Origin of the sequence: Sulfitobacter maritimus, assembly GCF_013346665.1 — a bacterium.
GTDB classification, from domain to species: Bacteria; Pseudomonadota; Alphaproteobacteria; order Rhodobacterales; family Rhodobacteraceae; genus Sulfitobacter; species Sulfitobacter maritimus.
On the sequence record NZ_JABVBB010000038.1, the window covers coordinates 223,587 to 237,668 of the forward strand.

A 14,082-nucleotide genomic window follows, 5' to 3' on the forward strand; every position below is an offset into this window, starting at 1 on the left:
AATATAGTTACGAAAAATAAACATCCTCAATCTAACGTCCGAAAGGTCACAGAAAGTGAATCTTCGGAGATTTAGAATGCCCGCAAAGCCTTCAGATTTGACTCAAGCCATCATGCCTTTCACCTTCCGACAATTACGGATCGTCGGTTAGACTATGGGAAATCTTTTGTCCAAGGCTCTCTTTAACCCAACTATTCTGCTGGCGGTAGCCTTGATGGGGGTCATTGTCATGATGATTCTCCCGATGCCCTCTTGGGTATTGGACACGGGGCTTGCGGCTTCTTTCGCACTCGCCATTCTCATTTTTACAGTCACCCTTTTCATTGAACGCCCGCTGGACTTTTCAGCCTTCCCGACAATCCTTCTTGCATCGTTAATGTTGAGATTGTCACTAAATGTGTCGTCGACAAAACTGATCATCGGCGAAGGCCATACCGGCACTAATGCCGCCGGGGACGTTATCGAAAGTTTCGCGCAATTCGTAATGGGCGGCTCGGTTTTTCTGGGCTTGGTGGTCTTTTGTGTCCTGTTGATCGTAAATTTCATGGTCATCAACAAGGGCGCAACCCGCATGGCCGAGGTGGGCGCACGTTTTGCTTTGGACGGTATGCCCGGCAAGCAAATGGCAATTGACAGCGACATGTCCGCCGGAGCCATCACCCATGATGAGGCCCGCGAACGGCGCGAACGCGAGCAACAGGAAACCACCTTTTTCGGTTCTCTCGACGGGGCATCAAAATTCGTCAAAGGCGATGCCATTGCAGGGCTATTGATTACCCTGTTGAACCTTGTCGCAGGGCTGGTGATGGGGGTGGTTGTGCATGGCATGCCCATGGGGGCGGCGTTTGAGACTTACGCAATTCTCACGGTCGGTGACGGCTTGGTTTCGCAGATCCCGGCCGTTGTAATCTCGATCGCCTCGGCTTTGTTACTGGCTCGCGGCGGCGCCCAGGGGGCCACGGACCTTGCCGTTTTCAGCCAATTGGGCAAACACCCGGCGGCATTGGCCACCGTTGCGGTACTGATGGTGATGTTCGCGCTGTTTCCGGGGCTGCCGTTCCTGCCTTTCGTATTGGGCGGGGCCGGGTTGGGAACAGCAGCATTCATGATGTATCGCGCAGAAAAACGCAAAGCTGCGCTTCCAGATCTTGCGCAGACTGAAGATATTATTCCGCGTGAGAAACCCTTGGGCGACGTGCTGGAACTGGATGATATCCACGTCGAATTCTCCCCCGATCTGGTGAATATGGTGCTCGATCCGGGGACGGGGATGGATGCACGCATCGCCAATATGCGCACCCATGTGGCCTCGGTCTTTGGAGTTATCTTACCTGAAATCCGGTTAACCGATCATCCTGGTCTACCAATTGGCACCTATGTGTTGCGTATTCAGGGGGTTGAGCAGGCCCGCGCACAGCTAAATCCTGATCAAATTCTCGCGCTGATCCCAGAAGACGGTAGCGCCCTGCCCTCTGGTGTCGAAACGACCGAGCCGGTCTATGGTGCGCCGGCGCGCTGGATCAACAGTCGTGATCAAGAAGACGCGGCGCTCGCTGGTGTGACCCTTGTCACCCCGACGGAGATCCTTGCCACCCATTTGCTCGAAGTCGTCAAACGCAACTTTAGCCGTTTGCTCACATTGAAGTCCCTCCGACGGCTCCTGTCTGAGATGGTTAATATATCCGATCCGGGCCGGGCCGAGGCGAACCGCAAATTGTTAGACGAGCTCATTCCCGACAAGGTGCCAATCGACGTGCTCCATGCTGTTTTGCGCCTTTTGCTTGATGAACAGGTGTCGATCCGCAATCTGCCGCTGATCCTTGAAGCCACTGCCGAAGCCCGCGGCCAAAATGCCCAGCCGGAGGCGATTTGCGAACACGTTCGCCAACGCTTGGGCTTTCAACTCGTGGCCGAGATGCGTCGCGCCGATGGAACGCTTCCTTTGGTCCAACTGGCGCCTGAATGGGAAGAGACATTCGCAACTTATCAAGTCGATGGCCAGCGTGGGCTGGATATTGCGCTGCCCCCGGACCTATTCAATCAATTGGCGGAGAAAGCCTCGGAGAAGTTGAACGATGCGAGTCAAAACGGCATCTATGCCGCGCTTGTCACCAATACGCGCCGACGACGTTTCCTGCGCACCGTCATGCGCGCCAAGGGCATTAGCAATCCAGTGTTATCGTTCGAAGAAATCGGTTTGGACGCGCGGCCCGCACTGGTTGGCGTCGTTGCGGCATGACCTATGCCAGCGCCGATCTGCTGGCTTTTGCTGAGGCGACCCTGTGGCATGGCTTTGCTGTATTCCTGCGAGTCGGCGCTATGGTGGCCCTTATGCCGGCCTTCGGAGAGGCCTCCGTTCCCAGGCGGGTCAAACTTGTCGCAATTTTAGCCTTTACCTTTATCACAACCCCCGCCATCTCCGCTCCTGACTTCCCGTTTTCCCCGGGAAATCTTTTCTGGCTTGTACTCTCCGAGACATTGGCCGGGCTGCTTTTGGGGCTCGGGCTACGCATGTTTGTTCTCTCACTGCAAACTGCCGGTGCCATCGCCGCGCAATCGACCTCGTTGTCTCAAATCTTAGGGGCCGCTGCGGCGGAGCCGATGCCCGCGATCGGCTATGTACTGGTGATCGGCGGCTTAGCCCTCGCGGTAATGACGGGGCTGCATGTGAAGGCCGCTGAAATGGTGATCTTCTCCTACGAGCTCTTGCCCATGGGCCGTTTTCCCGACGGTGACACATTGTCGGGCTGGGGGCTTGGACAAATCAGACGGGCTTTTTCCCTAGCCTTTACCCTCGCGGCCCCATTCGTCATCCTGTCTTTGCTGTACAACTTGGCACTTGGCGCGATTAATAAAGCGATGCCGCAGTTGATGGTGGCATTTGTCGGCGCACCGGTCATCACCGCAGGCGGGATGTTTCTGCTTTTCCTCGCTGCACCGATCATCCTGCGAGTTTGGGTCGCCGCGCTTGATACATTCATCGCAAATCCATTCGCGGTGCCCCCATGAGCGGGCAGGACGACGACAGCGACAAATCATTTGAGGCGACTCCGCAAAAACTATTGGAGGCACGCAAAAAGGGTGAGATTGCGAAATCAACCGATCTCATGACCGCCGCTGCCTATGCCGGGTTGCTCGCCGCATTTTTGTTGACTGGCCATAGCGCGATGCAGCGTATTGCCACCGCCCTGATGGTAATGATCGATCAATCAGCGCAACTGGCACCGGCATTTTTTGACGGCAGCCCGACCGCTGCCATCGCGGGGCCATTGCGCGAAATTGTCTTTGGTGCACTGCCGCTTTTTGTCTTTCCGGCGGTTGCGGTTGTTCTGGCAATTGTCGCCCAGCGGGCCTTGATTTTTGCACCTAGCAAAATCAGCCCGAAAATGTCTCGCATTTCCATCCTATCGAATGCCAAGAACAAATTTGGCCGCTCTGGAATGTTTGAGTTTGCCAAAAGCTTTACCAAGCTTTGTATGTATTCCGTCTGCGTCGCGTTCTTTATCCGCGCCCGTTTGGGCGAGATGATTGGAACCCTCCGCAGTTCACCTGAAATGGCGTTGAGCTTTATGGTTGAACTATGTTTGGCTTTTCTTTTTGTGGTGACCGTTGTTTCAGGAGGGATCGGTGCAATCGATGCGCTTTGGCAGCATTTCGAACATCTCCGAAAAAACCGGATGTCGCGTAAAGAAATTACCGATGAGACCAAGAATGCCGAAGGCGACCCCCATCAAAAGCAAGAACGCCGGGCGCGGGCCATGGCGGTCTCGCAAAATCAGATGATGGCCGATGTGCCAAAATCAGATGTGGTAATTGTGAACCCGACCCATTTCGCTGTCGCCTTAACTTGGAGCCGCGAACCGGGCTCTGCACCCGTTTGTGTGGCGAAAGGCGTGGATGCCATTGCGCTCAAAATCCGGGAACTTGCTATGGAATCCGGCGTACCGATCCACAGCGATCCGCCCACGGCGCGGGCATTGCATGCCACTACTGACATCGGTGACCAGATCCCACATGAACAATATCACGCTGTGGCCGCGGCGATCCGCTTTGCCGAAGCAATGCGACGCAGGGCGAGGGGCTGGACATGAGCGAACTCGCCGAACTTCGACAGTTGGAAGCCATTAGCCAAGCCAAATACGATCAGCAACGTCAATCGTTTCAGCGAATTCAGGCCGAAGAATCCCGCCTACGTGCGGAACTAGCACGGCTCGACCACATGGCGCGACAGGCGAACAGCGCCAGCACCCAGATTGGCGAGATGCGGGCGATCGGCGCAGATATCATGTGGCAAGCTTGGGTCGGTCGGAGCAAGAATGAGCTGAACCTCAAGCTCGCGCAGGTTTTGGCGATAAAGGAACAGCAGTTGTCGCAAGTTCGACAGGCATTCGGAAAATTACAGGTTTCACAGCAGTTGATCGCAGACCTCCAAAAGCGCCAGCGCAAAAATAAGGGTCAGTCCCAAATGGAACTCGCCATCGATATTTCGTTGCTGCGTCCAGGATCAGATCAATAGTCTTGCCTGGCAATTTCCAAGATCAATACGTCATTGACCACATCTTTTCCCATATCCTTTTGTGCAACTTCGCGCAGGGCATTGCGCAAAACTGCAATGTTATTTGCTTCGGTGAATGCCCCTTCAAAGCCGCCCATATTGGCGTGATCGAATAGCACGCTTAAAAAAGAATCTCTCAATTTAGGTTCTCGTTGAAATACCGATTCCTTGTTGCCTTCTGTCACTTCTATGTTCAGCGAGAGTACGACCAAGGCCGCGACTTCGCGTTCTTTGATAATGGGAACAACAAACTGATTGCTCAGTTTCGCATACTCCATCATCGGTGCCGGGTTGTCGGGACCGTAAGGCTCCGGCTGCTCCACTTCTTCGAGCACTTCGGTCTGTTTTGCCGTCGCAGGCTCCGGAGTCGGGCGCAAGGCCATCCCCGCCCCGACCCCCGCGCCTGTGCCAATCAACAACAACACGATTGGCAGTATCTTCTTAAGCATGGCCCCCTCCTAGAATGGCAACACAACGTCCAGCACCTGCTGTCCGTATCGTGGTTGCTGCATGTCAGTGATTTGGCCACGACCGCCATAGGACACCCGCGCGGAGGCGATCTTGTCATAGGTAATTTCATTCTGCCGTGAGATATCAGCTGGTCGGACATATCCGGTCACAAGCAATTCGCGGAGTTCAAAGTTAACGCGCAGTTCCTGGGAGCCAGAGATCGACAGCACGCCGTTGGGCAATACATCAATTACAGTGGCGGCCACCCGCAAAGTTAGCTTTTCCTTCCGTTTGACTGATCCGTCCCCCGAAGAGTTGCTGTTTGAATTGATCCCGACCAATTCGGCCGAGGTAGCTCCTTCGGACAGAATGCCGTCCAACCGTTGCGGAATGCCAAATAACCCCGGCATCCCCATAGCTTCGCTGCCTGAACGGGAACGATCCGTAGCGTTTGAAATCTCTGCCTTTTCATCGATTTCGATCACAACCGTTAGGATATCCCCGCGCTGTATAGCCCGGCGATCCCCAAGCAAGGATTGCCTTGTGCCTGACCAAAGCGAAGCCCGATCGACCTCTTGCTCTTCGATAATACGGATGGGCAGCGCTGAGGTAACCATTGCAGCATGTTCACGAGATTCGAGTGGCGGTGAAAACCCGGGCGGCTTGTTCAGATGGTCTGTCCGGCCACAAGCGGCGCTGAACGCAAACAGTAGCGCGATAGAAATATGACGTTTCATTGAGTTATCCTATTGCCGGACCAAAATCGTGCCGTCCTTTTGCACTTGGCCAAAAAGAGTTGCGCGAGAAGACAGGTTCATAATGCGCAGCAGATCGCCAATCGCGCCGCGCTCCAGCGCCCGTCCTTCGGTGACGATTTCCAGACCGTTGCCACGAAAATGTACCTGCACGATCTGATTGCGCGTGATGAGCGCGGGCGGGCCAATGTCATCCAGCAAAACCGGGCGGCCGGGATAAAGCACTACGCGTGCCTCCTGCCCTACCACGTCGGCGAGGCGCTGGTAGCCGTTTGGTACCGCTACAGCGCTTAATACGACATCTGTGTCGGTGATGATCGCATTTGCGCGAATGGTGCGTGTGGCAGTCACGGTCTCGGCTTGGGCCGGTACAGCGATGAGCAGCATTAGAAAAAGGCGTAACAACATCAGCGGACCTGCGTCGTCGCGCCCATCATCTGGTCTGCTGCCGAGATGACCTTGGCGTTCATTTCATACCCCCGCTGGGCCGCGATCAATTCTGTGATTTCACGCACCGCGTCGACGGAACTGTCTTCCAAATATCCCTGACGGAGCGTGCCCAAACCATCGACGCCCGGTGTCGCGATCAGCGCCGGGCCCGAAGCTTCGGTTTCGGCAAACAGATTCCCGCCCAAAGCCTCTAACCCTTTGACGTTAGAGAATCCGGTCAGATTGAACTGGCCCAATTGCTGGCCCTCAGTGGCGTCGTCGAAATAAGCGTAGACTTCACCTTCGGCATTGATCGAAATGCTGCGCGCATCGGCGGGGATGACGATTTCAGGCGCTACGAGAAAGCCATCAGACGTTACGATTAGCCCTTCGCCCGTCCGCTTTAACCCCCCGTCGCGCGTATAGGCCGCCTGCCCCGAAGGCAGCGTGACTTCTAAAAATCCCTGGCCTTCAATGGCCACATCCAGATCCCCACCGGTGGCGGCGAGCGAACCCTGTGCCACCTGCATGGACACCGCAGCAGGCCGGACTCCGAGCCCAAGTTGCACGCCGGTCGGCAACACTGTGCCGTCGGAGGCGTTGATCGCGCCAGCGCGCGCCATCTGTTGGTAATGCAGATCAGCGAACTCAGCCCGGCGGGCGTTATAGCCCGTAGTGCTCATATTCGCGAGGTTGTTCGAGATCGTTTCCACCCGCATTTGCTGGGCGGACATGCCGGTTGCGGCAATCTGTAGGGCGCGCATTCTGGCACCTCCTTCTATTGATATCGTCAGCCCATCAGGGCTTTTAGAGCACCGCGTACCCGTTCATCTTCGCTTGTCAGAAAGCTTTGCCCCAGTTCGTAAGCGCGCTGCACTTCAACCATGCGGGACAGTTGATTGATCGCGTTTACGTTGGAATTTTCAACAAAACCTTGCATCAGCCGCGCCCTATCGCTCGGCTCATGTCCGGCATCTGCGCGGAACATCACCCCATCTTCGCGAACCATGTTCAAAGGCTCTAACGGGCGGACGATCCCAATTTGCCCCAGTGGCGCACCGTCCGCGCTGACTGTACCATCGGCACCCACGGTAATAGCTGCGCCCGGTGGGACAAAAACCGGCGCACCACCTGTGTCGAGGACACGAAACCCGTCATATGTCACCAAATCACCCTCGGCACTGGGCGAAAATGCCCCCGACCGCGTCAGCCTTTCGCCGGCTGGTGTTTCGACAAGAAAGTAACCGTCGCCCTCTATCGCAAAGTCGAAAGTGCCGCCCGTTTGGGTCAACGCCCCCTGATCGAAAGAGGTACTGCGCAGGTTCCCCTGCCCCATCGAAAGCGATGCGCCCCCATCCACTGGTTTTACATATTCCGAGAAAATCAGCTCCTCGGCTCGGTAGCCCGTCGTCGCCGCATTTGCGATATTATTTGCAACGATCTGCATTTCCCGAGCCAACCCCGATTGCCGGGTAAGTGTGGTATATCCTGCGTTATCCATGTCAGCCTCCGATGATCAGCGGAATGATGCGGTCATGGAAGAAGGCCACCAAAGTCTGCGTCATGAAGCTCATGGAAAGCCAGAACACCGCGCCAATTGCCGCGAGTTTGGGTACAAAGGTCAGGGTCATTTCCTGTATCGAGGTCAACGCTTGCACCAAACCGATCGAGACGCCCGCCAATAGCGCGACTGTCAGGATAGGAATGGAAATCACCACCGCGACCCAAAGCCCCTGACGCATCGTGTCAAAAAAGATCACTTCGCTTTGCATCAGACCGGCATCCTCAGGATTTCCTGATAGGCTTCGACCACCTTGTTACGTACGGTCACGGCGGTTTCCACCACCAGTTCGGTCTGAGCTAGCGCGGTGACCAGCGCATGAGGATCGGCATCGCCGACCATCGCGTCTGTGGCAAGTTGCTCACCCTTGGCCAGCGTGTTTGCGAAGTCAGAAAACGCCGCTTTGACGCCGTTCATATCACCTGATGCAGCGCCCGGTTCAGTTGCGGGTTTGGACGCTGCGTATTTCTGGATCGCTGAAAGCGCTTTAATATCCATTCTGGATCTCCTTTTAGTGTATTTCTCGCGACGTTGCGCCGCGGCCATTCCGTCGAAGCCCCTTGCTGCGTGTTTGGTCGCAGATACCTGTTCGGAGGCGCTTACCGCCGCAGCAGGTCCAGCAAGCCCGTCGACATTTTCCGCGTTTGCTCGAATATTTTTAGATTCGCCTCATAGCTGCGCTGCGCTTCGCGCGCGTCGGCGAGTTCGATCAGAAGATCGACATTTGACCCTTCGAAATAACCACTTTCATCCGCAAGGGGGTGGGAGGGATCATAGACCTGCTCCAACTCGCTGCGATCCAGATTGACGGCTCCGGTGCGGACTGATGACACACCGTCACGCGGCCCGAAGGCCGTCTCAAACGTGATCGTTTTTCTGCGGTAACCGGGCGTGTCGGCGTTGGAAATATTCTCAGACAAGTGCCGCAGCCGGGTGGCTTGCGCTCGCAGGCCGCTAGACGAGACGGAAAGAGATTTGGAAAACTCACTCATGCTTAGCCCCTGATCGTACTGCGCAGAATGTTCAGCCCGGACTTATAGATCGCCAATGCCCGGTCGTGCTGGCGCTTTGCATCCACGGATTTCAACATCTCAGTTTCAAGCGAAACACTATTGCCGTTGGGGGACGCCTCCTCTCGCGTGGTGAAAGACGCGGCGGTTGCCACACCGCTGCGGCTGCCATGCAGATGGCCGGACCGCGTGGCGCGCGGCAAACCAGCAGCATCAGCCGGGCGGAAAACGCTTTTGAAATCAGGAAGATCGCGCGCCTGATAACCGGGCGTATCGGCATTGGCGACGTTCTGCGCCACAATCGCTTGGCGCTGTCCGGCATGGGTCGCCATGGCTGTCGCCGTTCTGAAGAGTTCCAGCTTTTCAAACATCGGGGCTTCTCCCTCGTGCAATTTCAATCAAGGCTTAACCCTGATTCCTTTAGAAAGCGTTTGCAGCCGAAAGGAATGACATGACCTTTGAAACAAATTTGGATGGTCTGTTGGCCCAGATCGATAGCCTTGCCTTGGTGCGGTCTGTCGGTCGCGTGACACGGGTTGAGGCGGGGGTGATCCATATCTCGGGCCTGGCGGAGTCGGCTCGAATTGGAGACGCGGTCACTGTTTTCAGGCAGGATGCGACAGCGCTCAGCGGCGAGGTGGTGCAACTGCGCGACGATATCCTCGTCGCACTACCGGACGCGGCCCCGGATGGTGTGTCGTTGAACAGCCGTGCAACGCTTTCGCCGCCGTTCACGATTGCGCCAAGTGAGGATTGGATTGGCCGGGTCGTTGATCCAACTGGCCTGCCGTTAGATGGCCGCCCCCTGCTCCGCGGCCCTGTTGCACGCCCTTTGCAAGCCGCCCCGCCCCCCGCCGCGACACGCCGCGCCTTAGGCGCGCGCCTAGATACCGGCATGGCGGTAATGAACACGATGCTGCCAGTGGTGAAAGGTCAACGTGTCGGTTTGTTCGCCGGTTCTGGTGTCGGCAAAAGCAGCCTTATGGGACATTTGGCACAGCATATGCAGGCCGATGTCGTTGTCATTGCCCTCATTGGGGAGCGTGGGCGTGAGCTGCGGCATTTTATGGAAGATGTGCTTGGCCCTGAAGGGCTCGCCCGCAGCGTATTGGTCACGGCGACGTCGGACCAATCGCCGCTGCAACGCCGCCGCTGCGCTTGGACAGGCATGGCCATCGCTGAGCATTTTCGCACTGAGGGGAAATCCGTCCTTTTCATGGCCGATTCAATCACTCGCTTTGCAGAGGCCCACCGCGAGGTCGCCGTCGCGGCAGGCGAAGCGCCAGTCCTCCGTGGCTATCCTCCATCGACCGCGCATCTGATTATGTCCCTTTGTGAACGCGCGGGACCGGGGGCCGAGAACGAAGGCGACATCACAGGCATCTTCAGCGTATTGGTGGCAGGCTCTGACATGGACGAGCCAATCGCGGATATCCTGCGCGGCGTGTTAGACGGCCATATCGTATTGGACCGTAACATCGCAGAACGCGGGCGCTATCCAGCGATTGATGTGCTGCGGTCGGTGTCGCGGTCACTTCCCGCCGCCGCAACGGAAGCGGAAAATGATATGCTTAAACGTGCCCGGCGCCTGATGGGCGTTTATGACCGCAATGCTATGATGATCCGCGCCGGCCTCTATGCACAGGGCAGCGATCCTGAGGTTGATCAGGCGATAGCGATTTGGGATGAGTTGGACATGTTTCTGGCACGCGTCGAACGACAGGGGATAGATCAGAGCTTCAAACAGCTCGACCTACTGCTACGCCGCGCCAAACAGTCCCAGCCGGCACGCGGCCGTGGCCACGCAACTGGCTGAACGGGGGTTAACTCTGAAGCAGAGTTAATGCGATGGATTGCCCCGACATACCCGAAGCAAAGGCGGAAATCTGATTGCGTACCACATATTTGGTAATCAGGTCTTCCACCAAGTTTGGGTCAGAAAAGTCGGCTATCTGATCTGTTCCGAACACCGACTGCGCGCGCTCCTGAAAAACGCCCAACTGCTGATCTACATCGATTTGGCCAATAGACGACGGTAGATTGAGCGCCTTTTCGAACAATGCGCGCATTGGCGGATCACCCATCAGGGTGAACCACTTGGCATCATTGGACATATCCGCACTAGCGAGTTCAGAAACTTCGCGCTGCGCATATAGAGCAATGCGCATGGAGTCATCCTGCTCTCCAGCGGCCACTTCGAAGCTGTTTGCTTCAAACCGCGCGACGATTGCATCGACAAAACCGGCTTCGCCAATCTTTAAAAACTCGCCGGGACCGAAACCAAAAGCTTCGGACATTTCTTTGTACCGCGGATCGGTAAAGCGATTGGCAAGCGCATCATCGCTGGTTGTCCCCTCCTCAAGCATCTTGCGGATGAAAAAACGATTGTCGATATCGTCTTGCAGACCGAAAGCGCCGAGAGTGACCGCCATCAGCCGTCGGTCCGAGACCAGGTCTTCCGCCGTTGAGATCGACCCGATGTTCTCGCGGAAATAGTCAGTATCCCGTTTGAGTTCGGTCGATTTATTGAATGTCTCGAACTGCGTGTCATAGGTCCGCTGAAGAAACCTCCAGCCAGCCAGTCCGCTCATGGGGATGACGGGCTGGTACATCAGTTTGCCCGCAACGCCAGCAGCCGATCTTCGCGCGGCAGCAGGCTGCGCAATGCTTTAAGACTGTGGTAATGCTGCGCCTCAATCACGCCTCGGCTGGCTTCGGCCAACGCATTGCGGCTGTCGTTGTCGGTAAACACTTGGCTCAATTCTTCGATCTGTCGCAGCAAACCGTGATGTGCACTGGCCGCATCTTTATCGCCCGAAAGGACCAGCTGCACTGCAAAGAGCACGCGCCGCACCGGGGTTTTGGCATCTTCTGGATGGATCGCGTCACGCAGGCGCAAAATATTTGCATCCGGTGACATAATCGCCAATCGGCTACGTCGATCGCCATTTTCGATCACGGCGCCGTTGACCAACACCCGTTCTTTTGGGCTCAGTTTGAGAACCAATCCGCTCATGACAACGCCCTTTCCTGCTTTAGGCCGCGCAGAATGGCGGTATTCACCTCTAACAGAGGGACAGCGGAAACCTTTTTCCGAATTACTTCTCCCGTATGATGGCTGGTGAATTCAGCGAGGTAAAAAATGCGCGCACGTAGATCGTCGGGCAGCAGGTTCTCATCATCCGCCACGTCGATTGCCAGCGTTCGCCAGAGTTTGCGGTTCTCGTGCAATGCTTCAAGCAGCGGTGGCAACCTGCCCTGTTCGATTGCGGCCTTCAGCCGATAGGTGATGCGCGCGATGACATCATATTCGATACTGCGGGCCGATCGCGTCGGCGCGGCAGTGGGCGCATAGGCGCGCTGAGCCAGAGTGGTTGCGTTCACGGGGATACCTTGCCTGTTGTTGTCATTCGATGCGTGCCGTTTCGTTCAAGGGGCGCGCCAAAACGCGCCCCCGAAGGTTGGCTTAGCGGAACAGAGACAAGATGGTCTGCGGCGCCTGGTTGGCGATGGAAAGTGCCTGCACACCCAACTGCTGCTGGGTCTGAAGCGCTTGAAGCTTGGCCGATGCTGCTTCCATATCTGCATCGACGAGCGAACCGATCCCGGATTTAACAGCATCGCTCAATTTGCTGACAAATTCGCCCTGGTCAGAGATGCGCTGCGCCGAAGCACCCAGTTCAGCCGCACCGTCAATCGCGACGGTCATAAAGGCTTCGATCTCACCAAATGCGGTCGCCGCGGTGGTGGCGTCCGTGATCGCGGTGATCGTCGTGGCATCAAGATTGGCTTCGAAATCAACAGTGGCCACGTCAATCGTGCTTACGGTTGGCGAAGCGGCACCAATACGGTCAAGCGAGGACACGACTGTCAAAGAAGTGCCGCCATTGCCGTCCGCATCCGTTGCCAGCAGGTTCACCCCGTTGAACTGCGAACCACCTGTGATCGCAGTGATCTGAGCGACTTTTTCATCCATATCCGCTTGGATTTTCGTGAAATCCGCTGTCTCACTCTGCCCAGAGATCGCGAGCTGCTTCATCTCCTTCAAAGTTTCAACAATCTCTTCAGCACCGGCTGAGGCCACTGCGACCGTAGATTCCCCCAGCGACAGGGAGTCGGACACCGCTTCGTAACCTGCGACGTCAGATTCCATGACCTTGGAAATCGCCCAGATCGCGGAGTTGTCTTTGGCCGAGGAAATATCTTTGCCTGTTGCGATGGCGTTCTGGGTCTGACCAAGATCGGAGTTGATCGACTTCAGCGTTTGCAGGGCAACCATGGCAGAGTTGTTGGTGTTGATGCTCGACATAAGCATGTTCCTTTAGTCTTTTTGACGCTTTGCGCCCGTTGCTGTCTCACCCCCCTGGGGCGGACTGGAAAGTCTTTCTGACCTATGCAACGCTCCTGAACCGAGCGATGCGCCACCCGACCTCGGATGCATCGCCACCATGACCCTTTGCAGCTTAACACTGTCCTAAACGCGAAGCGGCCATTGCATGGCTTTTTATTCAAACGCTTAGGCGCGTTTTTCAACAGCACGGGCCGCGTCCATCTCCACATTGCGTTTTTTACCAGTGGAATCATACGTCTCTAAAGATCCCTTGATGCGGCGCAGGGCCGCCATACGGCGCGCAACGCTGCGTATGCCTTCTAGAGCCCCATCGAGAAGAAGCTGATTGCGTTTCACCTTTGCATCAAGCCGCTGCAACGCTTCCAGATCTCGGTGCTCGGCGCTGTTGAGCGTCAAGATAAGGTTCTCTTTATCTTCCAGCATGCTGGCGAGTTTTTCGAGTTCGCCGTTCAGCAGGGCCGTGCGCTCTGCATCAAGCAGACTATCGAGCGCGGCTAATTTCTGTGTGGTCTCCTCAGAATTCATCCTGCCGCTCCTTCAACGCTTCATAGAGCGATTCGCTCAGGCCAATGCCGCCCGCTTTCACCATCGCCATGGCCTGCTCTTGGACGAGAAACGAACTAAACTGGTCCTCCCCGGCGCCGCCGCCGAATTCCGCGCTGGTGGCGCCAAGTCCTGCTGATTTCAGCATTTCCGCAAGAAAGCTCGCCTCTAATTTCTGCGCCGCAACCATGAGCGCCTTGTTATCGTCCTTCAGCGACGGTGCTGGATGGACCGAAGAAATTAGCATCATCCTGTCTCCTTAAATTGCGTTCTATTTTTCTGATCTTGCCTCGGTTTCGGTAAACAACCGGTAAGGAAGTTCGCTCATGGTGACGAAATTAGAGAAGAACTCTCGGAGTAATCACGTGCATTCACCGCCCCCGCTTTCTAACGCAACAGCATCTATGCGCCCCGGCAATGACCCCTTT

General features: G+C 56.1%; 20 protein-coding genes. 5 read left to right on the forward strand and 15 right to left on the reverse strand.

What is annotated here, in order from left to right; translation table 11 throughout:
• The first annotated feature begins 154 nt into the window (after positions 1–154).
• The 4 genes from flhA to HTT03_RS15910 are packed head-to-tail and all read left to right on the forward strand — an operon-like array spanning position 155 to position 4,516.
• Positions 155–2,239 carry a flagellar biosynthesis protein FlhA gene (flhA, locus tag HTT03_RS15895; protein WP_174860764.1) on the forward strand — a complete coding sequence of 695 codons (2,085 nt, stop codon included), beginning with the start codon at positions 155–157 and terminating at the stop codon, positions 2,237–2,239.
• Positions 2,236–3,009 (forward strand): flagellar biosynthetic protein FliR, encoded by a 774-nt coding sequence (locus HTT03_RS15900; RefSeq protein WP_174860765.1) that lies wholly within the window; start codon positions 2,236–2,238, stop codon positions 3,007–3,009. The genes flhA and HTT03_RS15900 overlap by 4 nt, the downstream gene beginning before the upstream one ends.
• A complete protein-coding gene (flhB, locus tag HTT03_RS15905; RefSeq protein WP_174860766.1) occupies positions 3,006–4,091 on the forward strand; it encodes a flagellar type III secretion system protein FlhB in 1,086 nt (361 codons plus the stop codon). Before HTT03_RS15900 ends, flhB begins: the two co-directional genes overlap by 4 nt.
• A complete protein-coding gene (locus HTT03_RS15910; protein ID WP_174860767.1) occupies positions 4,088–4,516 on the forward strand; it encodes a hypothetical protein in 429 nt (142 codons plus the stop codon). The genes flhB and HTT03_RS15910 overlap by 4 nt, the downstream gene beginning before the upstream one ends.
• Here the strand turns inward: HTT03_RS15910 and HTT03_RS15915 are convergent.
• From HTT03_RS15915 to HTT03_RS15955, 9 genes are all read right to left on the reverse strand, one after another.
• Entirely contained in the window at positions 4,510–5,004 is a 495-nt protein-coding gene (locus tag HTT03_RS15915; RefSeq protein ID WP_174860768.1) for a flagellar basal body-associated FliL family protein, read from the reverse strand. The genes HTT03_RS15910 and HTT03_RS15915 overlap by 7 nt on opposite strands.
• 9 nt (positions 5,005–5,013) lie before the next feature.
• Positions 5,014–5,742, reverse strand: a complete 729-nt coding sequence (gene flgH / locus HTT03_RS15920; protein WP_174860769.1) for a flagellar basal body L-ring protein FlgH — start codon at positions 5,740–5,742, stop codon at positions 5,014–5,016.
• 9 nt (positions 5,743–5,751) lie between these two features.
• The gene (gene flgA, locus HTT03_RS15925) at positions 5,752–6,168 is read right to left on the reverse strand and encodes a flagellar basal body P-ring formation chaperone FlgA (protein WP_174860770.1); all 417 of its coding nucleotides are present in this window, start codon (positions 6,166–6,168) and stop codon (positions 5,752–5,754) included.
• Entirely contained in the window at positions 6,168–6,953 is a 786-nt protein-coding gene (gene flgG, locus HTT03_RS15930) for a flagellar basal-body rod protein FlgG (RefSeq protein WP_174860771.1), read from the reverse strand. The genes flgA and flgG overlap by 1 nt, the downstream gene beginning before the upstream one ends.
• Before the next feature lie 26 nt (positions 6,954–6,979).
• Positions 6,980–7,690, reverse strand: a complete 711-nt coding sequence (locus HTT03_RS15935) for a flagellar hook-basal body complex protein (RefSeq protein WP_174860772.1) — start codon at positions 7,688–7,690, stop codon at positions 6,980–6,982.
• A 1-nt stretch (position 7,691) separates the two neighbouring features.
• Positions 7,692–7,961, reverse strand: a complete 270-nt coding sequence (locus HTT03_RS15940) for a flagellar biosynthetic protein FliQ (protein ID WP_174860773.1) — start codon at positions 7,959–7,961, stop codon at positions 7,692–7,694.
• The gene (fliE, locus tag HTT03_RS15945) at positions 7,961–8,248 is read right to left on the reverse strand and encodes a flagellar hook-basal body complex protein FliE (protein ID WP_174860774.1); all 288 of its coding nucleotides are present in this window, start codon (positions 8,246–8,248) and stop codon (positions 7,961–7,963) included. The genes HTT03_RS15940 and fliE overlap by 1 nt, the downstream gene beginning before the upstream one ends.
• 101 nt (positions 8,249–8,349) lie before the next feature.
• Positions 8,350–8,742 (reverse strand): flagellar basal body rod protein FlgC, encoded by a 393-nt coding sequence (flgC, locus tag HTT03_RS15950; protein ID WP_174860775.1) that lies wholly within the window; start codon positions 8,740–8,742, stop codon positions 8,350–8,352.
• 2 nt (positions 8,743–8,744) lie between these two features.
• Positions 8,745–9,131, reverse strand: coding sequence for a FlgB family protein (locus HTT03_RS15955; protein WP_174860776.1), 387 nt, complete (start codon positions 9,129–9,131; stop codon positions 8,745–8,747).
• 80 nt (positions 9,132–9,211) lie between these two features.
• Between HTT03_RS15955 and HTT03_RS15960 the strand changes: the two genes are divergently transcribed.
• The gene (locus tag HTT03_RS15960; protein ID WP_174860777.1) at positions 9,212–10,576 is read left to right on the forward strand and encodes a FliI/YscN family ATPase; all 1,365 of its coding nucleotides are present in this window, start codon (positions 9,212–9,214) and stop codon (positions 10,574–10,576) included.
• 7 nt (positions 10,577–10,583) lie between these two features.
• Here the strand turns inward: HTT03_RS15960 and HTT03_RS15965 are convergent, their stop codons facing one another.
• The 6 genes from HTT03_RS15965 to HTT03_RS15990 form a co-directional block, all read right to left on the reverse strand.
• The gene (locus HTT03_RS15965) at positions 10,584–11,372 is read right to left on the reverse strand and encodes a DUF1217 domain-containing protein (RefSeq protein WP_174860778.1); all 789 of its coding nucleotides are present in this window, start codon (positions 11,370–11,372) and stop codon (positions 10,584–10,586) included.
• Positions 11,372–11,776 carry a flagellar biosynthesis repressor FlbT gene (gene flbT / locus HTT03_RS15970; protein WP_174860779.1) on the reverse strand — a complete coding sequence of 135 codons (405 nt, stop codon included), beginning with the start codon at positions 11,774–11,776 and terminating at the stop codon, positions 11,372–11,374. Before flbT ends, HTT03_RS15965 begins: the two co-directional genes overlap by 1 nt.
• Positions 11,773–12,144 carry a flagellar biosynthesis regulator FlaF gene (flaF, locus tag HTT03_RS15975; protein ID WP_174860780.1) on the reverse strand — a complete coding sequence of 124 codons (372 nt, stop codon included), beginning with the start codon at positions 12,142–12,144 and terminating at the stop codon, positions 11,773–11,775. The genes flbT and flaF overlap by 4 nt, the downstream gene beginning before the upstream one ends.
• 82 nt (positions 12,145–12,226) lie before the next feature.
• On the reverse strand, positions 12,227–13,069 hold the full coding sequence (locus HTT03_RS15980; protein WP_174860781.1) for a flagellin N-terminal helical domain-containing protein: 843 nt from the start codon (positions 13,067–13,069) through the stop codon (positions 12,227–12,229).
• 207 nt (positions 13,070–13,276) lie between these two features.
• Positions 13,277–13,636, reverse strand: a complete 360-nt coding sequence (locus tag HTT03_RS15985; RefSeq protein ID WP_174860782.1) for a flagellar biosynthesis protein FlgN — start codon at positions 13,634–13,636, stop codon at positions 13,277–13,279.
• Positions 13,626–13,904, reverse strand: a complete 279-nt coding sequence (locus HTT03_RS15990; protein ID WP_174860783.1) for a rod-binding protein — start codon at positions 13,902–13,904, stop codon at positions 13,626–13,628. The genes HTT03_RS15985 and HTT03_RS15990 overlap by 11 nt, the downstream gene beginning before the upstream one ends.
• Positions 13,905–14,082: the final 178 nt, after the last annotated feature.